Below are 23,932 nucleotides of genomic sequence, written 5' to 3' on the forward strand. Positions count from 1 at the left end.
GGGCTCAGAAGAGTCCGACACTCGCCTGTAATCGGCGCCGTTTATTCCTTACAAAAACCACCCAAGCGACCAGACAGAGCACGCCCGGGATTGCCAAGGTCACGAACAGCTTTATCGCGAGCTCCAGGCGATGCACCTCAGCGTGCGTCTGAACCCTCAAAGCGTGTAATTCCATGGGTAAGCGCAGGCGCTCCTTGTTGAGCGCCACCAATTGGGGGGTGGTGTCCACTGCTTGGGAGCCGAGGGGGGCAGCCGGTGGGTTCAGCATTTGCCATTCCTGTTCCGTTCGTAACAGACGCCGTTCCAATTCAGTCGCCTTCTGCTCGTAGGCTTGTTCGGCGTTGTCGCGTATCCGCTCCATTATGTTCTTCGATCTGTCCATCGGTGCGCGCGGGCGGATATTGGCCAGTGAATCGCTCGCGGAGAGGTTATCCAGCGTATTTAAGATAAAGACTGCGTTGCTGTCAGGCGCTGAGCTATTGATGTGATCCGTGAGCAAATCAGTGTCGGCCACCACCACCACATGGATCTGTGCCGCTTTTTGCAAACCTGCGGGCTGCTCCTTAATGCCATCGGGGAATGCTGAGTAGGCTGGCCCCTCTATACGAGCAGCAATCACATGGTGTTGCGCCCGAGTGGATGCGTTATCGGCCGTTGAGTCGATCTCATGTGCTGAGGTAAATCGGTTGGTTTCCAGCAACCTGGATTGCCCGGAACTTTGCAGAAGCGGGGTGAGGGTGGTGCCGCTTTTTTTGCGATGAAAAAGCGCACCACTGCTCGAGACCGTCACAGTATTCAGTTTCCAAGTGCTGATGTCGTGCGTGTTCATTGCCTGCCGATGCAGCTTCAATCTGCCCGGATACTGCACTGGGAGCTTACCCAGCTCAGGTTCCGCCGATTCCGCGTAGCGGTGGTCGATTAGAAACTTGTCTGCTGGCATCTCTACGCCCCAAGCGGAAAGCACCTCTGTCAGACGAGTATTGGCGGACGTGATGTTCGAACTTTGCTCAGGCATGGGGTCGATAAACATCATCAATTTACCGCCCCTCAACACAAATTGTTCAATCCCATACAACGATTGTTCGGGCAGCGCTTCAGGACGCACGACCATAAGCGTTTTGACGTGTTCCGGTATGCGCTCGGTGGTCGCCTCCAGATTGACCAGGTTGAAATGTCGCTGCATTTCCGTCACCAACTGGCCTGCATAGTCTCCCATTGCTAAACCAGACAATAGTCCGATAACGGGGCGGTCTGGGTACTGCAACTTATAGATCAGATGGCTGATTTCATATTCGAGCAATGGCTCCCGGTCCAGGCTGAATGATTCAATACGTTGCGCTCCGTGGCCGGCTCGGGTGCCGATCAGCCCCAGAAATCCCGACTGGTCGTCGAGACCGAAAAGCCTGGCTTTGTAGGCGTCTTCTGAAAAAGATCCGGGATCAATAAGGTGCAGATTGATCATACCCTTCGCTGCTTTTTCGTATTCCCGCAACCGGTCTTCTATGTGCTTGCCGTGGCGCTTTAGGGCGAAGCTTCGTTTCGGGTCGTTATTGGTATTGAAGTAATACAAGTCCATTGGCGACTCAAGCGACGAAAGTAATTGTCTAGCGGGTGGGGAAAGGGTGTGGACCTTATGCCGCGAAAGATCCCATCGGATATCAGGAATTTTCGCTATCCAAACTAAGTTGAACGCTAGAAATAATAACAATATGACAGTGAGTGTAATGCCTGTGCGCAGAGTAGGTTGCATGGAGGGCTTTCCTTCTCAGCGGTGTCGGTAATTGAGGGTTACTGTCGTGGCTGTGAGGAAGGCGACTATTATACTAATGAAGTAAAGGATGTCGCGAAGCGTAAACTTTCCGTTGTCAATAGCGCTGAACCTTGAAAAAGGGCTTAGGGAGGCCAGGCTGTCTATTGCCCAGATGGGCGCCTGATGCTCTAGTGCATCAAGCAAATAAGAAAGAGCGCTGGAGGTGAGCAGCAAGCCTACTGTCAGTATGAAAAGGACAGTGCGCTGAGGCAGCAGTGTGAAAATAAACAATCCGACAGATAAATAACTGCCTGCCAGCAGCCAGCTAGACATAAATTGCGAGGCAATAATATTGTTGTCTGCATTACCCATGTAGTTGGCAATGATGACGAGGGGGAACGCCAACATCAGGGCCATGCCCACCACGGCCCAGGCTGCTAGAAATTTTCCAACAACCCATTCATGCGTCGTGACGGGCACTGTTTTCATCAGGTCGAGAAAGCCTGCATTGGATTCGTCCGACCAAAGTTGCGTCGCGAGTGAAGGAATCAATAATAGATATAGCCAAGGGTGCAACTGGAAAAAAACCTGCAAGGTATTGATGTCGTGTTCAGGCCACGGACTCATGTGCAACCCGAGTGCCACGTAAAGCACTGAAAAAATGGCAACGCTCAGATAAGTGCCGGGTGTGCAGGCGTAGTGGAGAAGTTGACGCTTGAAAATGACTGGCAGCAGTTTCAAAGACGGGCCTCACGGCTCAGATGATGAACCACATCGCTCAGTCGACCGGGCTCTAGGTTCAGTGAGTTGATTTTCCATCGGCGATGGGCAATGAGTGCATTGATGTGGGGGTAGATGGTGTGTCCCGGCATGGCCAGGACGGTCACCGTACCGGGTGCATGCCGATGCTCTTCGATCCCTGCCACACCTGGCAGTACGGCTAGAGCCAACAAGTCCAACGGAGCGTCTGCGGCGAGGGTGACCGCCTGAAAATGACGAGAGTTGCGTTGCAAATCGGGCATTGGGGTGTCGGCCACCAGGCGATTGCCTGCGATAACCAGCGCGCGAGTGCAGAACTCGGACAATTCATCGCAGTGGCGGGAGGCGACGATCACTGTCATGTCTTGTGTCAACGACTGGATGAGCGCCCTGAATTTGTGTTTTTGATCAGGTGTGAGCCCTTCAGTTGGCTCATCGAGTAACAGCAGCGTAGGGGTGTGCAAGATGGCTTGGGCGATGGCGACTTTGCGCTTAAGGCCGATCGACAGCGCATCAAGGGGCGCGTTGAGCACCGATGACAATTCCAATCGTGCAGCAGCCTGTTCAACCTTTGCGCGCTTTTCGGTGCCGCGAAGTCCGCGGATGGCTGCGATGTAGTCAAGGAACTCTTTAACCAGCATCGTCGGGTGACTGACACACTTGTTAATTTGGTAGCCGACTATCTTTTTTACTTTATGCGATTGGGTGGTTGTATCGATACCTTGGATGTTGATATGTCCGCTGAAGGGGAGTGTCGAGCCTGAGATTAAATCGAGAAGTGCTGTTTTAACTGTAGGATTTTCTCCGAATAGTCCCAGGCATTCATGTTTGCAGGCGCTAAATGAAAAATCGTTGATTATTGTTTTCTTGTTTAGATGTTTTATCAGGTTGGTTATTTTGATCATTTAGTCTGGTGCGCGCAGGGCGAAGATGTTGAAAAAGAATACGAGCAATAGTGGTTTTTGGGAACTCCGATAAGCATTAATAGGAAAAGTCCTACGTGCACGCTAGGCGGGTCGCTGGAACAATTGTTTTGTGTTTGTAATCTCTAACTGCCTAGTGTTTGTCTGGGAGTTGTAGAGATTTTCCGAATGTCTAATGAGACCTGATTATCATGATGCTTCTACGTACTCTTGTTCTTGAACGCGATGGCCAAGATACGCCGGTCAACGGGGCGTTGCTCTGTGGATTTGCTGTTGGTCAGATTGCCTCAAACTTTCTTGTTTATAGCTTGGATGAAGAGGTGGAGCCGGCGAGTTCAAGGGTCTATATCGCAACCCTGCGCAAAAAACTCGATCGGTATTTTCTGGATGGAGTAGAGTCCAAGGAAGACTTACAGGTGGCAATGCAAGTTTTTAAGCAGATTCTTACATCGGCGTCGGGTATTAAGACCGGCAGTGTTACCGACACTCAAGTTTCTTATCATTTTCTCGATTTGAAAGGGTGCAAACTGCCCCCTGCGAGGCCTGAAGAGCATCATTCGGTGACCATCAAGAAGGCCCTGGTGATGAAGGTGATCACCCTGGGAATGTCTGCTCCGGTGATGCCACCCATCGAAAGCGCTTCATTGATTGTGCCTTCCATTCGCTTCTCGTCGAAAATGAGTGCGCCTCCCAGGGACGCGGACCCAACCGAGCCTGCCCAGTTGCCCGTAAATGAACAGACGCCAGAAGAGCCAAGGCAGATGCCAATCAATGAGCCGGTGACCGTGTTGCGGACTGCACCAGCCGTAATGAATGAGCCCGACGCTCCGGTGCAGCCAAAGCAACTGGCGCCAGCAGACCGCTGCAACCTGTTCGAAGTGGACAGTACGCTGACCAACCTTGCTCGTGTCGCTCAGGAACTCACCCAACAAAAACTCGCTGCAATGGAACGCGAAACAGCCCTTGATCAATGGCAGGCCCGATTGCAGCAAGAGCAGAGTCAATTGGATGAAAGGACCCGCGAATTGGAACAGCGCACCACTCAGTTGCATGACCAATCGTTGGCCGTCAGTCAGCGGACCGAAGCCCTGAAAGTGATGACTTCGCAAGTGTCGGGTTTACGCCAGAGTTTGCGCGGTGTGCTGCTTGAGCTGGATCAGACCCTGGATGGTTAGACTGCCCTGGCTACTTTCCCGGGTTCATTTATCATCAACCCCAGCGAACCGACGTCAGGGAGTTATTGCCTGGCCTATCGGCATCTATGGACATTGCCTGGGGATGCATGCGTTTGAGTACCAAGCTGATTACCAAAGAAGGTCATGAGGCGCTGAAGAAAGAGCTGGATTATCTGTGGCGCGAAAAACGTCCAGATACCACGCGCAAGGTGACGTGGGCCGCCTCACTGGGGGATCGCAGTGAGAATGCCGACTACCAGTACAACAAGAAGCTGCTGCGAGAAATCGACCGACGGGTGCGTTACCTGCGCAAGCGTCTGGAAGACATGCGCGTGGTGGAGTACATGCCCGAGCAGGAAGGTAGGGTTTTTTTTGGTGCTTGGGTCAATATTGAAAACGAGCAGGGAGAGACCAAGCGTTTTCGCATAGTCGGCTATGACGAGATTTATGACCGGATGGATTACATTTCTATCGACTCACCGATGGCTCGTGCCTTGTTGCGCAAGGAGGTCGACGATGAGGCCATCGTGCAGACTCCCGGTGGCGAAGTGTGCTGGTGGATCACCGGGATCGAATATGTGAAATAGGCAATGATGGCCCGCAGTCTTTGAAGAGTGCGGGCCATCGGCGTTTCAGCCTTCGCGCAATACCGTCAGTGGGCTGGCATTCAACGCGCGGCGTGTGCCGAATACTCCTGCGGCACCGATCAGTACGGCGCCGATGATCGGCAGCAGCAACAGCCATGGGTGCGGGTGCCAGACCAGGTCAAAGGCATAACGGTACAGCACCCAGGTCACCAGTTCGGTACCCAATGCCGCCAACAAACCGCTGACGGCGCCCAGCAAGCCAAACTCGATACGCCGTGCCTTGACCAGCAACTTGCGTTCCGCGCCCAGCGCTCGTAGCAGTGCGCCTTGGCGGATGCGCTCGTCCAGCGTGGCCTGTAAACCGGAGAACAACACGGCCATCCCGGCAGCCAGTACAAACAACAGCACGTATTCCACCGCCAGGGTCACTTGGGCGAGGATGCTGCGCAATTGCTCCAGCAGGGCCTCAACCTGGAGGATCGTAACCGCCGGAAATGCTCGCGACAGATCGACGATTTGTTGGTCATGCCCTGACGCCAGGTAGAAGCTGGTCAGGTAGGTGGCCGGCAGGTCCTTCAACGTGCCGGGCTGAAAAATCATGAAGAAGTTCGGCTGGAAGTTATCCCAGTTGATGGTTCGCAGGCTGGTGACCCGCGCTTCACGATTTTCCCCGGCAATGGTGAACACCAGGTGATCGTTCAACTTGAGCTTGAGGCTTTCAGCAACTTTGGCTTCTACCGAGACGCCAGGAATATCCTCGGTGGGTCGTTGCGACCACCATGAGCCTGCAGTCAGCGTATTGCCCGGTGGCAGGTCGGCGGCCCAGGTCAGGCTCAGATCGCGTTGTACTGCGCGGTCGCCGCTGGAGTCCTTGCTGACTATATCCTGTACCGGGTCGCCATTAATGCTAATCAACCGGCCCGGCACCACGGGGTACAGCGGCGCTGATTGCGCCTGCACTTCCAGCAGGCGGGCGCTAAAGGCGTCCTTGTCGGCCGGCAGGATGTTCAGCGCAAAGTAGTTAGGCGCGTCCTTGGGCAACTGGTTTTGCCAAGTGTCCAGCAATTCGCCGCGCAGCAGGGCGATCAAACCCATGGACAATAAGATCAAGCCAAACGCCAGTGACTGGCCCGCCGCCGCCAATGGGTGGCGCAGCAGTTGGCCCAAGCCCAGGCGCCAGGGCAGGGAGGCGCGAGCCAGCAGGCGCCGCAGGCTTTGCAACAGCAGCAAAAGCAAGCCGCCGAGGACCAGCGCAGCCACCACGCCACCGCCCAGCAGGGCGAAGGTCAGCACCAGATCCAGGCTCAGGCGCCACATGATCAGGCCCAGTGCGAACAGCGCAGCGCCGTAAACCATCCAGGTGCTGGACGGAATTGGCAGCAGGTCGCGGCGCAACACCCGCAACGGCGGTACCCGACCGAGTGCTGCCAACGGCGGCAGGGCAAAACCGGCGAGAGCCACCAGCCCGGTGCCGATCCCGGCAACGGCCGGCAACAGTCCCCCGGGGGGAACATCCGCTGGCAGCAGGTCGTGCAGGAAATAGAACAAGCCGAACTGTGCCAGCCAACCGAGCAGGGCGCCGGCCAGGCTTGCGAGCAAACCCAGTACGGTCAGTTGCAGGCTGAACAGCAACATGGCTTCGCGTCGTGACAGTCCCAGGCAGCGCAGCAATGCACTGGCGTCGAAGCGTCGGGTGGCAAAGCGGTTGGCCGACAAAGCCACGGCCACGCCGGCCAGCAGCACGGCTACTAGGCTGGCCATGTTCAGGTAGCGCTCGGCTTTGCCCAAGGCGCCGCCAATCTGTTGATTGCCGTCGCGTGAGTCCTGCAGTCGCTGGTTGGCGGCGAGCCCCGGCTTGAGCAGGTCGCGATAGGTTTGCAGCACCGTGCTTTCCGGCGGCCCGCGCCATAATTCGCGGTAGCTGACGCGGCTGCCGGGTTGGACCACGCCGGTGGCGTCCAGGTCTGCCAGGTTGATCATCACCCTTGGCGTGAGGCTGTAGAAGTTGCCGGCGCGATCTGGTTCGTAGGTGAGTACGCGGGCCAGACGCAGGGTTTTCATGCCGACATCGACGCTGTCGCCGATTTTGAGGTCCAGTGCCGTCAGCAGCCGCGCCTCCACCCAGGCTTCGCCGGGTTTGGGGCCGCCGCCAGGGGTTTCATCGCCAAAGGGCGCAGCAGCGCTCTTCAGTTCGCCTCGCAGCGGATATTGCTCGTTGACCGCCTTGATACTGGAAAGCTGGATTCCGTTATCTGTGGCGATAACACTGGAGAACTCCACGACTCGCGCGTGATCCAGACCCAGTTCGGTCCCGGAGCGGATTTGCTCGGACCGGGCTGGTGAGCTTCCTTCAAGTACCAGGTCGGCGCCTAGGAACTCGGTGGCGCGCAACATCATGGCGCCGTTGAGACGTGCACCGAAGTAACCGATAGCAGTGCTGGCGGCCACGGCCACCAGCAGGGCAAAGAACAACACGCGCAATTCGCCGGCGCGGGCATCGCGCAGCAATTGACGCATGGCAAGGCTGAACAGGCGCAACAGCGGCAAACGTGCCATCAAGGCTCCAGGGGCGCGACCATCAGGCCGGCTTCAAGGCGGATCAGGCGTCGGCAACGGTGGGCCAGGCGCTCGTCGTGGGTGACCAGCACCAGGGTCGTGCCGCTCTCTTTATTGAGCTCGAACAGCAGGTCGCTGATGCGCTCGCCGGTGTGGCTGTCGAGATTGCCGGTGGGTTCATCGGCAAACAGCACGTCCGGTTCGGCGGCAAAGGCGCGAGCAATGGCTACACGCTGCTGCTCGCCACCGGAAAGTTGGCGTGGCGAGTGGGTGAGGCGCTGGCCGAGGCCCACGCGTTCCAGCAGGTGTTTGGCGCGCTCACGGGCGTCTTTGCGGCCATCCAGCTCCAGCGGCAGCATGACGTTCTCCAGCGCGTTAAGGCTGTCGAGCAGTTGGAACGACTGGAACACAAAACCTACGTGTTCGGCGCGGATGCGTGCGCGCTGGTCTTCGTCGAGGCGGCTGAGGGCTTGTCCGGCGAGGGTGACTTCGCCGCTGCTGGGCAGGTCGAGTCCGGCCAGCAGGCCGAGGAGGGTGGATTTACCGGAGCCGGAGCTGCCGACGATAGCCAGGCTATCGCCCTTGTTCAGTTCGAGGCTCAGTTCGTGCAGGATAGTCAGTTCACCTTCCGCGCTGGGAACCACTTTGCTAAGGTTCCGCGCGGTGAGAATGCTTGCGCCCATGGAGAATCCGATGCGAATGTGGTTTTTGAGTGCTGGCCTGGCCTTGATGTGCATGGCCCAGAACGCAGCGGCGGGTACAGTCCTGATCGTTGGCGATAGTATCAGTGCCGGTTTCGGCCTGGATACACGCAAAGGGTGGGTTGCCTTGTTGGAGCAACGGCTCAAGAAGGAAGGTTTCGACGATAAAGTGGTCAACGCCTCCATCAGTGGTGATACCAGTGCTGGAGGTCTCGCGCGGCTGCCGGCGGCCCTTGCAGAGCATAAGCCTGAGGTAGTGATTATCGAACTGGGTGGCAATGACGGCCTGCGCGGTATGCCCCCTACGCAATTGCAACAAAATCTTGCGTCGATGATTCAGAAGTCCCAGGACAGCGGCGCGAAGGTGCTGTTGCTGGGCATGCAGATTCCACCTAACTATGGGAAGCGTTATGTCGACGCCTTCGCCAAAGTATTTGCCGATGTCGCCCAGCAGAAAAAGGTGCCGTTGGTACCGTTTTTCCTTGAAGGAATCGGCGGCAATTCGCAATTGATGCAGGCTGACGGGCTGCACCCGGCTGTCGCTGCTCAGGGCAAGTTGCTGGAAAATGTCTGGCCTACGCTAAAACCGCTGCTATGACGCTTTTCTACTGGCAGGCTTTCGGCTAAGGTGGCGCCCCCCCCGATCTGGAGCCCCCGATGTCGCGTCCTGCCTGGTCACTGTTTAACTACCAACTGATCGAGCCGGACGAGCAGTTGGATCTCTTCGCCTGCCAGGAAGTGCGGGTGCATTTAGTGGCGCGTCAATTGGAACTGGGCGGCTCCATTGATCGCACGCTGTGCGGCACGTTACTGCCAGCGCAGCCACGTTGGTCGCGGGTTGATCGCTCGATTTTCCAGGACCAGCGCCTTTGTCCCTTGTGCCGGGCCATCTTGGAGTCTCAAAAGCGCGGCACACCGCCGATCTGGCCTGAGCTGCGTTTCGAACTCTAGGGGCCGCGACACGCTTGCAGCTAGAAGCTCACATCACGTATACAATCGATTTTTACCTACACGTCGTTCTGCGAAGGATTTTTCGGATGTTGTCGCGCCTTTCCGTCGTCACCTGCTGCCTGTCTCTCGCTGCACTCTGTGCGGCGGGTTCTGCATCTGCTTTGCAGTTGCCCTTGCCACCTCCGGGTGAAGACATCGTCGGCCAGGTCCAGGTGATCAAGGCCAAGTACGAAGACACCTTTGCCGACCTGGGCACCACATACGACCTGGGCTATTCGGAAATGGTCGCGGCCAACCCAGGTGTTGATGCCTGGTTGCCGGGAGCGGGCACCGAGATCGTGCTGCCGACGCGTTTTATCCTGCCGCCGGGGCCTCGTGAGGGCATCGTGATCAACCTGGCGGAATACCGGCTCTATTATTTCCCCAAGGGCCAGAACGTGGTCTACACCTTCCCGTTGGGGATTGGTCGTGAGGGCTGGGGCTCGCCCATTGCCCACACCAGTATTATCGCCAAGACGCCGAACCCGACATGGACGCCGCCGGCTTCGATCAAGGCCGAACACGCCGCCAACGGTGATCCTTTGCCTAACGTGGTGCCTGCCGGACCAGATAATCCGCTGGGCCCGTTCAAGTTCACCCTGGGCACACCGGGTTACCTGATCCACGGCTCCAACATGAAGTTCGGTATTGGCACACGTACCAGTCATGGCTGTTTCCGCATGTTCAACAATAATGTGCTGGAGATGGCGGGCATGGTGCCGGTAGGTACGTCGGTGCGCATCATCAACGATGCCTACAAGTTCGGCAGCAGCGGCGGCAAGGTCTATCTGGAAGCGCATACGCCTTTGAATGATGATGGAACGCCATCGGTGGTCGACAAGCACACGGCGGTGATCAACGCTTTGCTCAAGCGTGAAGACTTGGCCAATAACCTGCGGGTCAATTGGGATCAGGTGCGTGATGTGGTGGCCGCGGAAGATGGTTTGCCGACTGAAATCGGCGTGCCAGGTGGGGCGCCTATAGCGTCCAGCTCGCTGATCGATCTTCAGCAGTAACTCTGCTCGATCAAAAGCCCGCCCACAGCCTTGCGCTGCGGCGGGCTTTTTGTTGCCTGCGTTCAGGTGCTAATCGCAGACAATAAAAAAGCCGATCCATAAATGGATCGGCTTGATAACAATCCCGAGGGATTATTACTTGCGGCTAGCTTTTTCAAGCATACGCAGAGCGCGCTCGTTAGCTTCGTCAGCAGTCTGTTGTGCTTTTTGAGCAGCAGCCAGAGCTTCATCAGCTTTACGGTAGGCTTCGTCTGCACGGGCCTGGGAGCGAGCTGCTGCGTCTTCAGTTGCAGTCAGACGAGCTTCGGTTTCTTTGGAGACGCTGCTGCAACCGGTAGCCAGAACTGCGGCCAGAGCCAGAGCAGAGAATTTCAGAACGTTGTTCATCGTGTTCCCCTTCAAGGACTTTCTATTAAATGGCTACTTTCTCAGAGTGAGCTAATAGCCGGCGTACATACTACCCATTACTTGTAGTAAGTAAACTGACGTAGCGCAAGAAGCAAAAAAAATTCTCGCACCTAATCTATTTTGGCTAATCTTTTGGAGGTTTGTATAAAAACCGTCCAATTTTTTTCATACGGGTGAAGATTGGATCCAGGCTGAAAGGGCCGGCCTGCATGCGTTAAGCTTTGTATATAGATGAAAATTTATATATTCGGGCCGACACTTACGTTGCGTTTGGCGTTGCTTGGCCGGGCATCTTTTACTCATGTAGAGGTGACTTTAAGAGCGCCTGTTCGTCTCAAGGTTCAACTGCCGGCAATGTTCAGGCTTTCGACCAGTGTTTGGTCGAGGCCCCTTCTATATCCACCAGCAGCAGGGGATGACGAGTGCGCCTTGAGCAATTTCAGGATTGGTGCCTACTATTCCCTACGTGCTGGTTGTTAGCGCTCAAGGTTTTCTCGTTGTCGAAACCGGCACGGGGTGGCGTAGATGTTCCTTCGCCGGAAAAACATCGGTAAGGTAGGGGTCAGAATTCAAGACCCGCGAGGAGTAGTGATGAGCGAGGCGTTGTCCATCCACCATGACCAGGCTGGTCATCAGTTCGAGACCAATGTGGACGGTCATCGTGCCTATCTGACCTATATGGACCTCGGGAAACAGACCCTGGATATCTATCGGACCTTCGTGCCCAACGCACTGCGGGGCCGCGGCATTGCGGCGGCGTTGACCGAAGAGGCCTTAAAGTTTGCCGAAGAGGCTGGCTACACGGTGATCCCTTCCTGCTCCTATGTCGAACGCTATATGGAGCGCCATCAGCGTCATGCCGCGAAGCTGTGAGTGATCAGCAGACAATAAAAAACGCCGGGCTTAGCCCGGCGTTTTTGTGTGTGCAGTTGCGGCTCAGGTGCGTTTGCGTGTTGGCAATACGTCCTTGAGCTTGGCGTGCATGCTGCGCAGGGTGTTTTCGGTGGCGGCCCAGTCGATGCAGGCATCGGTGATCGACACGCCGTACTGCAAGTCGGCCAGGTCTTTTGGAATCGCCTGGCATCCCCAGTTCAAATGGCTCTCGACCATCAGGCCGATGATCGACTGATTGCCTTCGAGGATCTGGTTGGCAACGTTTTCCATCACCAACGGCTGTAGGGCCGGATCCTTGTTGGAGTTGGCGTGGCTGCAATCGACCATAATGTTTGGCTTGATCTTGGCCTTGTTCAACGCTTGCTCGCACAACGCAACGCTGACTGAATCATAGTTGGGCTTGCCGTTGCCGCCGCGCAGTACCACGTGACCGTAGGCATTGCCCTTGGTAGTGACGATGGAGACGCCGCCTTCCTGGTTGATACCCAGGAAACGGTGGGGGCTGGAAACTGATTGCAGCGCGTTGATCGCTACAGTCAGGCCGCCGTCGGTGCCGTTCTTGAAGCCCACGGCCGATGACAGACCGGACGCCATTTCACGGTGGGTCTGGGACTCGGTGGTACGCGCGCCGATGGCCGACCAGCTGATCAGGTCCTGCAGGTATTGCGGGGAGATCGGGTCAAGCGCTTCGGTGGCAGTGGGCAGGCCCATTTCGGCCAAGTCCAGCAGCAACTGACGACCAATGTGCAAACCGTCCTGGATCTTGAACGAGTCGTCCAGGTACGGGTCGTTGATCAAGCCTTTCCAGCCGACGGTGGTACGCGGCTTTTCGAAATAGACGCGCATCACCAAGTACAAGGTGTCGGACACTTCTGCCGCCAGTACCTTGAGGCGCTCAGCATATTCGTGTGCGGCCTTGAGGTCATGGATCGAGCATGGGCCGATTACCACAAAGAGGCGGTGGTCGGTGCCGTCGAGAATCTCACGGATGACTTCGCGACCCTTGGTGACGGTCTGCAGGGCAGCGTCGCTCAGGGGGATTTCGCGCTTGAGCTGATCGGGCGTGATCAGCGTCTCGTTGGATTCGACGTTTAGGTCATTGATCGGTAAATCAGCCATCGTGTTACTCGTCAGGGTCACGGGTGCCGGCCGCCAGCTATCCCCGTGCGGCGGAGCACAGCATGATTTGGATGCAGGGGGGAGGAACCTTAGCGCGTAACACGGGCCCGCGACAATGGGCAAAGCCCCCTTTAATCCCCTGCTGGCCGCACAAACGCCTCATGGGAGAAGTCACTGGCGTGTCGCGCCACCCACTCGCGGGCCAGGGCTTCGACTTTCGCAGGGCTAGGCTCAGCATCTTCGTGCTGGCGGCAGTAGCGCTCTATCCGGCATGCTTGTTCGCCCATGCGCGCACCGAACAACGCATGTTCATCGGTAAACGAAATGCCGACGCGGTAGCCGTTTTCCACCTTGCGACACCACGCCACGTAGCCTGGGTATCGGGCGGTGGCACCCAGGGATGGAATGTGCAAGTCAACGGCCGTGCCCTGGCGCCAGGCGCGCGGCCAATTGCAGGCAATGCCACCCAGGCCGTTAGAGAGCAGGCGTTGGCGGGGTATGGCGGGAGAGGGGCGTTGGATTAACTCGACAGCGACATCATCAGGGTGAGGTAAAAAACGACCCATGTACACGGACTCCGAGCACCGTCCTGTAGACGGCGGTGGCAGCACTATAGTGAAGGAACTGGAATTGACCGACCTGGATATTGACCAGCAATTGCTGGGATTGCCAGGGATTTCGCTCGTGGTGTTCACCAGCGTAGGATGCTCCAGCTGCCGTTGGGCGCGCCAGCAACTGCCAGGGTGGCACTTGCCGGTGGACCGTGTGTGCTGGGTGGATGCCGGGCACAACGGTGGCGCGGTTGAACGCTATCAGATCTTTCATTTGCCCGCGTTGTTCGTCGTGTGCGAGGGTCAATTCCTCGGACAATTACAGACACGTCTTACATCTGCCGACCTTGCCGACGCGATCAATCAAGCGTTGATCCGTACTCCAGAGGATTTGCCATGACAGTACAGTCGCCACGCGTTGGCATTATCGGAACCGGTGCCATCGGGGGATTCTACGGTGTGATGCTGGCGCGCGCCGGGTTCGATGTGCACTTTCTGCTGCGCAGCGAATATGCCGCGGTCAGCGAGCACGGCTTGCACATCAACAGCACGGTGCACGGCAAGTTGCACCTGTACCCGGTTCAGGCCTACGCACGCGCCGCCGCCATGCCGCCGTGTGACTGGTTGCTGGTGGGCACCAAGTCCACGGGCAATGTTGAGTTGGCGCCGACCATTGCCCAAATCGCGGCGCCGGATGCCAAAGTGGTGCTGCTTCAAAACGGCCTGGATGTAGAAGACAGCCTGCGAGAACACCTGCCGCTGTCGCTGCATCTGCTCGGCGGCCTGTGCTATATCGGCGTGCACCGTTCTGGTCCGGGTGTGGTTGAGCATCAAGCCTTGGGCCGGGTCAATCTGGGCTATCACAGCGGTTCTGCTGCTAACGATGAGGCTCGTCAGAAAGCAATTGTCGAGGCAGGCGCCGCGTTGTTTCATAAGGCTGGTATCGAGTCCCAGGCCATGGCCAATGTGCATGAGGCGCGCTGGCACAAGCTGGTGTGGAACGTACCTTACAACGGCCTTTCGGTAGTGTTGGGGACTGGCACCACGGCCCTGATGGCCGACGAATCCAGTCGCCAACTGATCCAGGCGCTGATGGCTGAAGTGGTGCAGGGTGCCCATGCCTGTGGCCAGGAAATCCCCAAGAGTTACGCTGAGCAGATGTTTGCCATGACCGAAACCATGGACGATTACTTGCCGAGCATGTACCACGACCACGTACATAAGCGCCCGCTGGAGCTGGAGGCCATCTATGCTCGCCCTCTGGCAGCCGCCAAAGCCGCGGGCTGCGAATTACCGCGTATGCAGGCGCTGTATCAGGCCTTGAGTTTTATTGATCGGCATAACCGCTGATTCGGGGGTAAATGCATGGCGAAGGGATTGGGCGACAAACTGGTGCTGGCGATTTCATCGCGGGCCTTGTTCGACCTGAGCGACAGCCACAAGATCTATCTCGCTCAAGGGGTGGAGGCCTACCGCAAATACCAGATCGAACACGAGGAAGAAATCCTTGAGCCCGGCGACGCCTTCCCGTTGGTCAAAAAGCTGTTGAGCCTCAACGCCAGCCTGGGTCGTGCCCGGGTTGAAGTGGTGCTCGTATCGCGCAACAGTGCCGACACTGGCCTGCGCGTATTTAACTCTATTCAGCACTACGGCCTGGATATTTCCCGCGCCGCTTTCGTAGGAGGGCGTAGCCCTTATCCTTATTTGGCCGCCTTTGGTTGCCATCTGTTTCTTTCGACCCATGCTGAGGATGTGCGCAGTGCCCTTGATGCCGGCTTTGCAGCGGCGACGATTTTGTCGGGCGGCCCGAGACGGGCTTCCAGCGAGGAACTGCACATCGCCTTTGACGGCGACGCGGTGTTGTTTTCCGATGAGTCGGAGCGCGTGTACCAGGCCGGCGGGTTAGCTGCGTTCCAGGCCAGCGAGCGCGAATCGGCGCGCCAGCCCTTGCACGGCGGTCCGTTCAAGGGGTTTCTGGCCGCGCTGAACGTATTGCAGCGTGAGTTTCCTGAAGAGGCCTGTCCGATCCGCACAGCTTTGGTAACCGCCCGTTCGGCGCCGTCTCACGAGCGGGTGATTCGCACGTTGCGTGAGTGGGATATTCGCTTGGACGAATCCTTGTTTCTTGGCGGTCTGGAGAAGTCCGCGTTTCTGGAAGCGTTTGCCGCTGATGTATTTTTCGATGACCAAGCCGGTCATTGCGAGAAAGCCAGGGAGGTGGTGGCCACGGGGCACGTGCCCCATGGCATCAGTAATGAGGTGAGGATTCAGGCCGAGAGTTAGGGCCGCTGCTAAGCTCATTCAATCTCCTCCACCCTGGCAGTCCAGGAGGTTTTATGATTCGTTCGATGCTGTACGCCACGGACCTCGGTCTGTACGCGCCCTATGTGATGCAGCATGCACTGGCGCTGGCGCGAACGTTCAAGGCTGACCTGTATGTGATTCACGCGGTCGAGCCTATTGGGCTGTTCGCCGAATCGGTGCTGCAGAGCTACCTTGATGAAGCTGCGTTGAGTGAATGGCAGACCCAAGGGCTTAGCACGGTGATGGCGACCATCGAGCAGCGGGTGCTCGACAGTTTCCGCGAGGAGTTGGGGGAGGGTGAGCAGGACTTGAAGTTGATCCGCTCGGTACGTGTGATTCAGGGGGACCCGTGCGAGGTGATTCTCGACCAACTGCGCAAGCTGTCCGTCGACCTGTTGATCGTCGGTAGCCACAGCCATGCAACCGGCACGACAGCGCCGCTTGGGCGTACCGCGGCACGGGTGCTGCAGCTGTCTACGGTGCCGGTTTACTTGGTGCCGTCCTTACAAGGTCGACGCATTGATGACGTATGACCGGTAGAAAACGATAAAAAGTTCTAGATTTATCCGTCTAACCTTTAATATAGTTATATACCGTCGCTGATACCCGTGGCGTCTATCTGCTTTGAGGGACACATATGAAGCTTCAACAACTGCGCTACATCTGGGAAGTGGCGCACCACGACCTCAACGTTTCCGCTACCGCTCAAAGCCTGTACACCTCGCAACCCGGTATCAGCAAGCAGATACGCCTGCTCGAAGACGAGCTGGGCGTCGAAGTGTTCGCGCGCAGCGGCAAGCATCTAACTCGTGTCACCCCGGCTGGTGAGCGCATCATCACTACTGCCGGCGAGATCCTGCGTAAAGTCGAAAGCATCAAGCAGATCGCTCAGGAATTTTCCAACGAGAAAAAAGGCACTCTATCGATCGCCACCACCCACACCCAGGCGCGTTATGCATTGCCTCCGGTGATCCGCGATTTCATCAAGCAATACCCGGACGTGGCCTTGCACATGCACCAGGGCTCGCCGATGCAAATCGCCGAGATGGCTGCTGATGGCACCGTCGATTTTGCCATCGCCACCGAAGCCCTGGAACTGTTCGGTGACCTGGTGATGATGCCGTGCTACCGCTGGAACCGTTGCGTTGTGGTACCGCAGGGGCACCCGTTGGCCAAACTGCCGAAGCTGACCCTCGAAGCCCTGGCTGAATACCCGATCGTGACCTACGTGTTCGGTTTCACTGGCCGCTCCAAGCTCGACGAAGCTTTCAGCCATCGCGGCCTCACACCGAAAGTGGTGTTCACCGCCGCCGACGCCGACGTGATCAAGACTTACGTGCGTCTGGGCCTGGGCGTGGGTATCGTCGCCAAGATGGCCGTCGACACCAACCTCGACAAAGACCTGGTGGTTCTCGACGCCAGCGAGTTGTTCGAATCCAGCGTGACCAAGATCGGCTTCCGGCGTGGCACGTTCCTGCGTGGGTTCATGTGCGACTTCATCGAGAAGTTTGCGCCGCACCTGACCCGCGAAGTGATGGCCAAGGCGATCCAGTGCCATAACAAACAGGAACTGGAAGAGCTGTTCGACGGCGTTGAATTGCCCGTCCACTGAGTGGTTTATCGGGCCTCGGTAACCGTAAACAGTTGCCGGGCGCCTGCCACCAGAATCTCTACCTCATCGCCTTCGAACTTGCCCAGCAGGCTTTTGCCCATGGGCGAGCGCGGGGTGATGACAGTCACCGGTTGCCCGACCACATCCACCTTCAAGCCTGCAGCATCAGGCGCCAGGAATAGCCATTGCTGGCGACCGTTCTCGTCCTCCAGGCCCAATAGCGCGCCGACTTCTATGCCTCGTTGATCATCGTAGGCACGCAACTGCAGGTTCTGGCACAGCGCGAGCGCTTGCTTGATTTCCTCGACCCGTTTGGCCTGCCCGGCCGCGAGATACGAAGCCTCCAACCCCAGGGTGTCGTATTTGTTTTCCGCAATGTTCTCTTCGTGAGTCGCGGTTTCGTAGGCGGTCTGCGCGGCGCGTTGGGCGATATCGAGATCGACAGTGAGTTTTTCCAGGATCAACTGGAGGACGGCGTGCTTATTCATGGTTGTGCTTGATCATTCGCAGAATTGCAGGACATTGGCCCGGCTCTTTTCATTGGGCGCGTTCTGGTCCTGTTGCAGCCAGAACTGGCATTTGGGGTTGGACAGGTTACGTGCGTTGTTACGTGCCTGGTCCAGGGCTTGTTGCTGTTCCTGCTTGTGCAGGTTCTGCTGGTACTGCTCGAACATACGGTTGGGTGGCTCAGGCGCGACAACGGTCGGCTTGCCTAATTGCTGGACTGCCTGCGCCACCGGCGCAAGGCTTTGCGGGAACAGGTAGCTCGACGCCAGCCAGGTGGTCAGCGCAATGGCGATAAACCCCAGCCATACACCCACGGCGATAGCGATGCACAGCTTGAGCAGCGACAACGATTGATCCGACATGATGGCCTCCTGGCGGGCATTTGCGGCGTAGCGGCGATTGTCGCACAGCCACTGTGCAGAATAATCGCGATCAAGCCTTCTGCATCGGCGCATTTATGCGGACAATCGAGCCTTTGAGCGTTGGAGCCCGGAATGAAAGCCCGCTGGGATATTTTTTGCAGTGTTGTCGATAACTTCGGCGACATCGGCGTGACTTGGCGGCTGGCCCGGCAATTGGTGGTGGAGCATGGCTGCGAGGTGCGCTTGTGGGTTGATGACCTGCGGGCCTTCGAACGCATGTGCCCCGAGGTGGATGTGCAGCGGGAGCAACAGTGGCAGGAGGGCGTTGATGTACACCACTGGCCAGCCCAATGGTCGCCAACTCCTGCCGGAGATGTGGTGATTGCCGCTTTCGCCTGCCAGTTACCGCTTGAGTATATGGAAGCCATGGCCGAGCGTGAGCGCACGCCGTTGTGGATGAACCTGGATTACCTCAGTGCCGAGGACTGGGTGGTGGGCTGCCATCGCCTGCCGTCGGTGAAGTTCAAGGGAGTACAGAAGTACTTCTTTTTCCCCGGCTTCCGACCTGGTACTGGCGGTTTGCTCCGTGAGGCGGGGTTGCTGGAAAAACGTCACGCGTTTCAACTGGATGTCGCTGCGCAGCGACAATTCCTGCAAACCTTGGGTGTGATTCCGGATGATGGTGCGCGGCTGTTCTCACTGTTTGCCTACGAAAACGCTGGTCTCGCCGGATGGCTGGACGTCTTATCGACGGACGGGCGTGCCACTCATCTATTGGTGCCGGAGGGCCGCATCCTCGGTGACGTACAGCGCTGGCTCGGTGTAGGAGGGCTCGTCGCGGGCGATATTCATCAACGTAAGTCTCTGACCGTGCAGGTGCTGCCGTTCGTGCGTCAGGAGCAATATGACCACCTGCTGTGGTGCTGTGACTTTAACGCAGTGCGCGGTGAAGACTCGTTCGTCCGCGCCCAATGGGCGGGGCGCCCGTTGCTGTGGCACATCTACCGCCAGGACGAAGACATACACCTCGACAAGCTAGATGCCTTCCTGGATTTGTACACCGCGGCCTTATCACCGGCCGCGAAGGCGGCATTGGTCGCGCTTTGGCAGGCTTGGAACACCGAGGGTGACATGGCACAGCCGTGGAAAAAATTGTTGGAGCACTGGCCGGAAGTCACTCAACACGCCGAAACGTGGTGTCTGGAACAGGGCTTGCAGGCTGATCTTGCGACGGCGCTGGTACAGTTTTATGAAAGTTGGATATGATACGCCACCTTGATTTTTGTAAATCCCATCCAAATTTCGGATATATGCAATGAAAACTGGTAAAGAACTGAAACCCGGTACAGTGATCCGTCTCGAAAACGACCCTTGGCTGGTTCAGAAAGCTGAGTTCACCAAGTCTGGTCGTAACAGCGCAATCATGAAGACCAAGCTGAAGAACCTGCTGACCGGTTACAAGACCGAGATCGTCTACAGCGCCGATGACAAACTGGACGACGTAATCCTCGACCGCAAAGAAGCGACCCTGTCCTTCATCAGCGGCGACACCTACACGTTCATGGACACCACTGACTACACCATGTACGAGCTGAACGCTGAAGACATCGAAGCCGTTCTGCCGTTCGTGGAAGAAGGTATGGAAGACATCTGCGAAGCGATCTTCTTCGAAGAGCGTTTGGTTTCCGTTGAACTGCCAACCACTATCGTGCGTAAAGTTGCCTACACCGAAGGCTCCGCTCGCGGCGACACTTCGGGCAAGGTGATGAAGCCTGCCAAGCTGGCTAACGGTACCGAGCTGCAAGTAGCTGATTTCATCGAAATCGACGACCTGATCGAGATCGACACCCGCGAAGGCGGTTCGTACAAAGGCCGCGCCAAGAAGTAATTCTGGCTCCGCCCATAAAAAAACCCGACTTCACGTCGGGTTTTTTTATGGGCGGGTGTTTTTCATACGGTTACATGCAGGCGCACATCGACGTTGCCACGGGTGGCGTTGGAGTACGGGCAGACTTGGTGAGCCGCATCGACCAGGCTTTGCGCGTCATCCTGGGCCAGGCCTGGCAGGCTGATGTGCAGGTCGATGTCCAAGCCGAAACCGCCGGGGATCTGGCCGATGCCTACGTGGGCAGTGATCGAGACGTCGTCCGGGATTTTGCGTTTGGTCTGGCTGGCAACGAATTTCAGCGCGCCGATAAAGCAGGCCGAGTAGCCAGCAGCGAACAGTTGTTCCGGGTTAGTGGCTTGGCCACCGGCGCCGCCCAGCTCTTTAGGCGTGGAGAGCTTAACGTCGAGAATGTTATCGCTGGAAACTGCGCGACCATCACGTCCGCCGGTGGCGGTAGCTACTGCGGTGTAGAGAGTTTGCATGGTGTCGTCCTCGGTCTAGTGTTTCGCAAAATATTTGCGCGCTAATTAGTTTGTGGGGGTAAATGTATAGCGCTAATGTTTAGTGCGCAAGATAATTTTTGAAATGTTTTCCGGGGAGTGCTGCAAGTCAATGCGTGAGGGTGGCTAAACGGCGCCTTGCAGGTTACTGCGCAACGCAATCAGATCGGCTTGCAGCTTGCGCAACTGCTCCAATTCCAAACCGCTGGCCCCGAGGATGCACTGCGGAATACCCATTGCCTTGTCCTGCAAGGCACGCCCCGCGGCAGTCAATTCCACCACCACCACCCGTTCATCTTCGCGGCTGCGGGTGCGGCTGAGAAGGCCTTCGGCCTCCAGGCGCTTGAGCAGTGGCGTCAGTGAGCCAGGGTCCGTCAGCAGGCGGCTGCTGATTTCGCCGACAGTCAAACCGTCCTCTTCCCACAGCACCATCATGGCTAAGTACTGCGGGTACGTCAGGCCGAGAGCTTGCAGCAGAGGCTTGTAGACCTTGGTCATAAGCAATGAAGTGGAGTGCAAGGCGAAACACAGCTGGTTATTCAGCATCAGGGATTCGCACGGATCAGGGTTTTTGCTCATGGCGGTGCCTTAAAAACGTATATGGGCTGAAATCTAGCGGGCAAATCTTTAATGCGCCAGATAATTCGGTCCAGGCGCTCAGACCAGGCCGCTCTGTAGCGCCAGATCCCATGGCGGCACTGGACTGAAACGGGATTTGAGGTACTCCAGCAGCAAGCGGCTGCGCGCGTTGGCCTGCTGTTCCAGTCGCAGCGCATAGATTCCGGTGGTTTCCGGGCTGGGTAGGCCATCTTCGCAAAACAGCGGCAGCAATTCGCCACGCACCAGGTATTCGCTGGCCAGCCAAGTGGGCAGGTGGGCGATGCCCAACCCGGCCAACGCGCCTGAGAGCAGCGCTTCGGCATTGTTGGCGCTCATGCGGATGCGCCGCGGGCGATAGGTTGCGCGGCGCCCGTCCAACTCGAAGCGCCACGCGAACATCGGCGCCAGGCCATCCCAGTCCAAGCCGTCATGGTCACTCAACTCTCGGGGATGTGTCGGCGTGCCGCGGCTTTTGAGGTAGGCGGGACTGGCGCAGGCGATGCGCACGATGCTGGCCAAGGGCGTGGCGATCAACCGGGTGTCGACGATATGCCCGGCCCGCAGTACCAGATCGACCTTGCCCAAGTGCGCACCCTGCATATCCACAAAACTGTCGATCAGATGCAGGTGCACGTCCAGGCCGGGGTAGACCTTCAGAAAGTCCGCAATCACCGGTGCCAGATGCCGTCGACCAAACGCTGCGGGCGCATCCACGCGGATCAAGCCTTCCGGCGCATGGCTCAGGGACACCGCTTCGGCGCGCGCCAGTTGCAATTCGCTGACAATCCGCCGCGCCCGCTCGGCAAACGCCAGGCCAGCCGGCGTCGGCACTACCGCATGAGTGCTGCGTTGGAACAAGCGGCTACCCACTGAGCTTTCCAGGCTGTCGATGCGCCGCGCCACCGCGGAGGGCGTCAGTGGGTGGCGGCGTGCAGCTGCGGAAAAACTGCCGGTTTCGAGCACATCTAGAAACAGGCTCAACTGATCAGTGAGGGTATTGGGGTTCATGGCTGAGTGCTTGTGCAAAATTGGCACAGCCATTGTGCGTTGCTGTGCGTTTCCGCGCCAGGGCCGACTGCGTAGCATGCAGAGCCTGGGATTGTGGAGTAATAAGCGGTGTGGGATTTAGCGATGTACCTGGTGCTGGGCGCTGCCTTGGGCACGGTGGGCGGGTTGTTTGGCATTGGCGGTGGGCTGATTGCGATCCCGGTGCTCGGCGTATTGTTTGGCCTGGATCAACAAATTGCTCAGGGCACCGCGCTGGTGATGGTAGTGCCAAATGTGATGCTCGCCCTGTGGCGTTACCACCAGCGCAACCGAATTGAACTGCGTCACGCGCTGCCGCTTGGGATTATGGGTTTCAGCTTTGCCTGGCTGGGCTCGATCTGGGCGGTAGGCCTTGATGCCGGCGCGATGCGGATTGGCTTTATTGCCTTTCTGGTGGCGTTGTCGGGCTACAACCTGCTGCGCATGTTCACCCGCAACGCGCCGCCGACCGCGCAAATGCGTTATTCCTGGCCCTGGCTCGGGGTGCTGGGCGCCGTATCCGGCTCCATGGGCGGCCTGTTTGGTGTCGGCGGCGCGGTGGTCGCCACTCCGGTGCTGACCAGTGTGTTCGGCACCACCCAAGTAGTCGCTCAAGGCTTGTCCCTGGCCTTGGCTTTGCCCAGCACGGGCGTGACCCTCGTCACCTACGCCTGGCACCACGAAGTGGACTGGATGATCGGCATACCCCTGGCGGTCGGTGGCCTGCTCAGTATCAGTTGGGGCGTGAAAGTTGCCCACGCATTACCCGAACGCCTGTTGCGTGGCCTGTTCTGCGGGTTCCTGGTGGTGTGTGCGGTGATGCTGACCTTTAAAGTCTGAAGCCTTCCAGGATGTACTCGGCCAGGCACTCGGTGATTGGCGAGGTGATTTGCGGATTGCGCAGCAAGTGCAGGTTCATCGAGGGCAGCGGTGGGAAACCCTCGTCGCTGCCGAGTACGCGCAAGTCTTCAGTCACCAGGCTTTCCATGCAGATCATCGCGGCCAGGCCGGCACTCACCACCGCCTGGATAGCTGCCACGTTGGTGCTGTGGTACGCCAGGCGATAGTCTCGGCCGGAAGCATCCAGAGCGGCGCGGGTCCACTGTGTGTACAGGCAGTCGGCGCCGGAGACTGCCAGGGGCACGGCATCGTGGTCCTCCACGCAAAAGCAGGGCGCTGCTGCCCAGACCATCCGTTCAGTGCGTAACAGTTCGCCGATTTCTTTGCCAGGTTCGCGGCTGATTACCGTCAGTGCCAGGTCGCGTCGCTGCATCAGCACCGTTGACGACTCGCAATGCAGTTCGATTTGGATCAGCGGGTACGCTTTGGAAAATTGCTTGAGGATTCCCGGAAGGAAGCGCATTACGTAGTCGTCCGGCGTGCCGATCCGTACCAGCCCCACCATATGCGGCTCGCGCAGGGTGTTGAACACCTCGCTATGCAGTTTCAGAATTCGCCGCGCATATCCCAACAGTACTTGGCCCTCGGGCGTTAGACGCACCTGCCTGCCGTCGCGCTCGAACAGTTTGCGCTGCAACACGTCTTCTTCGAGGCGCTTCATCTGCATGCTCACCGCCGATTGAGTGCGGTTGACCAGTTCGCCAGCGCGGGTAAAACCGCCTTGGTCGGCGATGGCGACGAAGGTTCGCAGCACTTCAGTGTCGATGCTTGGGTAGCTGGACATTGATCAATCCCAGAGATGTA

General features: G+C 57.7%; 28 protein-coding genes. 14 read left to right on the plus strand and 14 right to left on the minus strand.

Translation table 11 applies throughout. From position 1 onward, the window contains the following. Window positions 1-4 precede the first annotated feature (4 nt). The 3 genes from AOA61_RS07415 to AOA61_RS07425 are packed head-to-tail and all read right to left on the minus strand — an operon-like array spanning window position 5 to window position 3,414. Window positions 5-1,750 (minus strand): Gldg family protein, encoded by a 1,746-nt coding sequence (locus tag AOA61_RS07415; protein WP_099601453.1) that lies wholly within the window; start codon window positions 1,748-1,750, stop codon window positions 5-7. A gap of 15 nt (window positions 1,751-1,765) precedes the next feature. Beyond that, the gene (locus AOA61_RS07420) at window positions 1,766-2,491 is read right to left on the minus strand and encodes an ABC transporter permease (protein ID WP_099601454.1); all 726 of its coding nucleotides are present in this window, start codon (window positions 2,489-2,491) and stop codon (window positions 1,766-1,768) included. Further along, on the minus strand, window positions 2,488-3,414 hold the full coding sequence (locus AOA61_RS07425) for an ATP-binding cassette domain-containing protein (RefSeq protein WP_099601455.1): 927 nt from the start codon (window positions 3,412-3,414) through the stop codon (window positions 2,488-2,490). Before AOA61_RS07425 ends, AOA61_RS07420 begins: the two co-directional genes overlap by 4 nt. 209 nt (window positions 3,415-3,623) lie before the next feature. Between AOA61_RS07425 and AOA61_RS07430 the strand changes: the two genes are divergently transcribed. Then, entirely contained in the window at window positions 3,624-4,607 is a 984-nt protein-coding gene (locus AOA61_RS07430) for a hypothetical protein (RefSeq protein WP_099601456.1), read from the plus strand. 113 nt (window positions 4,608-4,720) lie between these two features. Beyond that, window positions 4,721-5,194, plus strand: coding sequence for a transcription elongation factor GreB (gene greB / locus AOA61_RS07435; protein WP_032889294.1), 474 nt, complete (start codon window positions 4,721-4,723; stop codon window positions 5,192-5,194). A 45-nt stretch (window positions 5,195-5,239) separates the two neighbouring features. Here the strand turns inward: greB and AOA61_RS07440 are convergent, their stop codons facing one another. Further along, window positions 5,240-7,750, minus strand: a complete 2,511-nt coding sequence (locus tag AOA61_RS07440) for an ABC transporter permease (protein ID WP_095184217.1) — start codon at window positions 7,748-7,750, stop codon at window positions 5,240-5,242. Then, the gene (locus AOA61_RS07445) at window positions 7,750-8,433 is read right to left on the minus strand and encodes an ABC transporter ATP-binding protein (protein WP_032888990.1); all 684 of its coding nucleotides are present in this window, start codon (window positions 8,431-8,433) and stop codon (window positions 7,750-7,752) included. The genes AOA61_RS07440 and AOA61_RS07445 overlap by 1 nt, the downstream gene beginning before the upstream one ends. Window positions 8,434-8,443: 10 nt before the next feature. Here AOA61_RS07445 and AOA61_RS07450 point away from each other — a divergent pair, with 10 nt between their 5' ends. From AOA61_RS07450 to AOA61_RS07460, 3 genes are all read left to right on the plus strand, one after another. Continuing rightward, on the plus strand, window positions 8,444-9,049 hold the full coding sequence (locus AOA61_RS07450) for an arylesterase (protein WP_032888992.1): 606 nt from the start codon (window positions 8,444-8,446) through the stop codon (window positions 9,047-9,049). A gap of 59 nt (window positions 9,050-9,108) precedes the next feature. Further along, on the plus strand, window positions 9,109-9,402 hold the full coding sequence (locus AOA61_RS07455) for a hypothetical protein (protein ID WP_010211879.1): 294 nt from the start codon (window positions 9,109-9,111) through the stop codon (window positions 9,400-9,402). A gap of 86 nt (window positions 9,403-9,488) precedes the next feature. Then, on the plus strand, window positions 9,489-10,457 hold the full coding sequence (locus tag AOA61_RS07460; protein ID WP_032888994.1) for a L,D-transpeptidase family protein: 969 nt from the start codon (window positions 9,489-9,491) through the stop codon (window positions 10,455-10,457). 135 nt (window positions 10,458-10,592) lie between these two features. Here the strand turns inward: AOA61_RS07460 and oprI are convergent, their stop codons facing one another. Further along, on the minus strand, window positions 10,593-10,844 hold the full coding sequence (gene oprI / locus AOA61_RS07465) for an outer membrane lipoprotei OprI (protein ID WP_003172710.1): 252 nt from the start codon (window positions 10,842-10,844) through the stop codon (window positions 10,593-10,595). A gap of 612 nt (window positions 10,845-11,456) precedes the next feature. Between oprI and AOA61_RS07470 the strand changes: the two genes are divergently transcribed. Next, window positions 11,457-11,738, plus strand: a complete 282-nt coding sequence (locus AOA61_RS07470; protein WP_003189869.1) for a GNAT family N-acetyltransferase — start codon at window positions 11,457-11,459, stop codon at window positions 11,736-11,738. Between the two features lie 63 nt (window positions 11,739-11,801). Here AOA61_RS07470 and AOA61_RS07475 read toward each other — a convergent pair whose 3' ends face one another. Further along, a complete protein-coding gene (locus AOA61_RS07475; RefSeq protein ID WP_032888996.1) occupies window positions 11,802-12,878 on the minus strand; it encodes a 3-deoxy-7-phosphoheptulonate synthase in 1,077 nt (358 codons plus the stop codon). Window positions 12,879-13,009: 131 nt separating this feature from the next. Further along, on the minus strand, window positions 13,010-13,444 hold the full coding sequence (locus AOA61_RS07480) for a pilus assembly protein PilZ (RefSeq protein ID WP_032888998.1): 435 nt from the start codon (window positions 13,442-13,444) through the stop codon (window positions 13,010-13,012). Between AOA61_RS07480 and AOA61_RS07485 the strand changes: the two genes are divergently transcribed. The 5 genes from AOA61_RS07485 to cysB all read left to right on the plus strand — a co-directional run bounded on the left by AOA61_RS07485 (window position 13,443) and on the right by cysB (window position 17,345). Continuing rightward, on the plus strand, window positions 13,443-13,829 hold the full coding sequence (locus AOA61_RS07485; RefSeq protein ID WP_099601457.1) for a thioredoxin: 387 nt from the start codon (window positions 13,443-13,445) through the stop codon (window positions 13,827-13,829). The two genes, AOA61_RS07480 and AOA61_RS07485, sit on opposite strands and share 2 nt — an antisense overlap. After that, on the plus strand, window positions 13,826-14,779 hold the full coding sequence (locus AOA61_RS07490; RefSeq protein ID WP_099601458.1) for a putative 2-dehydropantoate 2-reductase: 954 nt from the start codon (window positions 13,826-13,828) through the stop codon (window positions 14,777-14,779). Before AOA61_RS07485 ends, AOA61_RS07490 begins: the two co-directional genes overlap by 4 nt. A gap of 15 nt (window positions 14,780-14,794) precedes the next feature. Continuing rightward, window positions 14,795-15,712 (plus strand): 5'-nucleotidase, encoded by a 918-nt coding sequence (locus AOA61_RS07495; protein ID WP_099601459.1) that lies wholly within the window; start codon window positions 14,795-14,797, stop codon window positions 15,710-15,712. A gap of 53 nt (window positions 15,713-15,765) precedes the next feature. Further along, window positions 15,766-16,266 (plus strand): universal stress protein, encoded by a 501-nt coding sequence (locus AOA61_RS07500; protein ID WP_032889006.1) that lies wholly within the window; start codon window positions 15,766-15,768, stop codon window positions 16,264-16,266. 104 nt (window positions 16,267-16,370) lie between these two features. Continuing rightward, window positions 16,371-17,345, plus strand: a complete 975-nt coding sequence (cysB, locus tag AOA61_RS07505; protein ID WP_003189876.1) for an HTH-type transcriptional regulator CysB — start codon at window positions 16,371-16,373, stop codon at window positions 17,343-17,345. A 5-nt stretch (window positions 17,346-17,350) separates the two neighbouring features. Here cysB and AOA61_RS07510 read toward each other — a convergent pair whose 3' ends face one another. Together AOA61_RS07510 and AOA61_RS07515 are read right to left on the minus strand one after the other, a co-directional pair. Then, window positions 17,351-17,833: an elongation factor GreAB gene (locus AOA61_RS07510; RefSeq protein WP_032889009.1), complete on the minus strand. Its 483-nt coding sequence runs from the start codon at window positions 17,831-17,833 to the stop codon at window positions 17,351-17,353. A 12-nt stretch (window positions 17,834-17,845) separates the two neighbouring features. Beyond that, a complete protein-coding gene (locus AOA61_RS07515; RefSeq protein WP_099601460.1) occupies window positions 17,846-18,214 on the minus strand; it encodes a hypothetical protein in 369 nt (122 codons plus the stop codon). 132 nt (window positions 18,215-18,346) lie between these two features. On the opposite strand from AOA61_RS07515, the gene earP reads away from it, so the two are divergent. Beyond that, window positions 18,347-19,480, plus strand: coding sequence for an elongation factor P maturation arginine rhamnosyltransferase EarP (earP, locus tag AOA61_RS07520; RefSeq protein ID WP_099601461.1), 1,134 nt, complete (start codon window positions 18,347-18,349; stop codon window positions 19,478-19,480). Between the two features lie 49 nt (window positions 19,481-19,529). Continuing rightward, window positions 19,530-20,102: an elongation factor P gene (locus AOA61_RS07525; protein WP_032889016.1), complete on the plus strand. Its 573-nt coding sequence runs from the start codon at window positions 19,530-19,532 to the stop codon at window positions 20,100-20,102. Window positions 20,103-20,164: 62 nt separating this feature from the next. On the opposite strand, the gene AOA61_RS07530 is transcribed toward AOA61_RS07525, so the two are convergent. The 3 genes from AOA61_RS07530 to AOA61_RS07540 all read right to left on the minus strand — a co-directional run bounded on the left by AOA61_RS07530 (window position 20,165) and on the right by AOA61_RS07540 (window position 22,210). Further along, window positions 20,165-20,584, minus strand: a complete 420-nt coding sequence (locus AOA61_RS07530; RefSeq protein ID WP_032889018.1) for an organic hydroperoxide resistance protein — start codon at window positions 20,582-20,584, stop codon at window positions 20,165-20,167. 144 nt (window positions 20,585-20,728) lie between these two features. Continuing rightward, window positions 20,729-21,181 (minus strand): MarR family winged helix-turn-helix transcriptional regulator, encoded by a 453-nt coding sequence (locus AOA61_RS07535; RefSeq protein ID WP_032889020.1) that lies wholly within the window; start codon window positions 21,179-21,181, stop codon window positions 20,729-20,731. 78 nt (window positions 21,182-21,259) lie between these two features. Beyond that, a complete protein-coding gene (locus AOA61_RS07540) occupies window positions 21,260-22,210 on the minus strand; it encodes a LysR family transcriptional regulator (RefSeq protein WP_032889023.1) in 951 nt (316 codons plus the stop codon). Between the two features lie 108 nt (window positions 22,211-22,318). On the opposite strand from AOA61_RS07540, the gene AOA61_RS07545 reads away from it, so the two are divergent. Beyond that, a complete protein-coding gene (locus tag AOA61_RS07545) occupies window positions 22,319-23,068 on the plus strand; it encodes a sulfite exporter TauE/SafE family protein (RefSeq protein ID WP_032889026.1) in 750 nt (249 codons plus the stop codon). On the opposite strand, the gene AOA61_RS07550 is transcribed toward AOA61_RS07545, so the two are convergent. Next, the gene (locus tag AOA61_RS07550; protein WP_032889029.1) at window positions 23,058-23,912 is read right to left on the minus strand and encodes a LysR substrate-binding domain-containing protein; all 855 of its coding nucleotides are present in this window, start codon (window positions 23,910-23,912) and stop codon (window positions 23,058-23,060) included. The two genes, AOA61_RS07545 and AOA61_RS07550, sit on opposite strands and share 11 nt — an antisense overlap. Between the last annotated feature and the right edge of the window lie 20 nt (window positions 23,913-23,932).

Origin of the sequence: Pseudomonas sp. 2995-1 (assembly GCF_002742505.1) — a bacterium.
In the GTDB taxonomy this organism is placed as follows: Bacteria; Pseudomonadota; Gammaproteobacteria; order Pseudomonadales; family Pseudomonadaceae; genus Aquipseudomonas; species Aquipseudomonas sivasensis.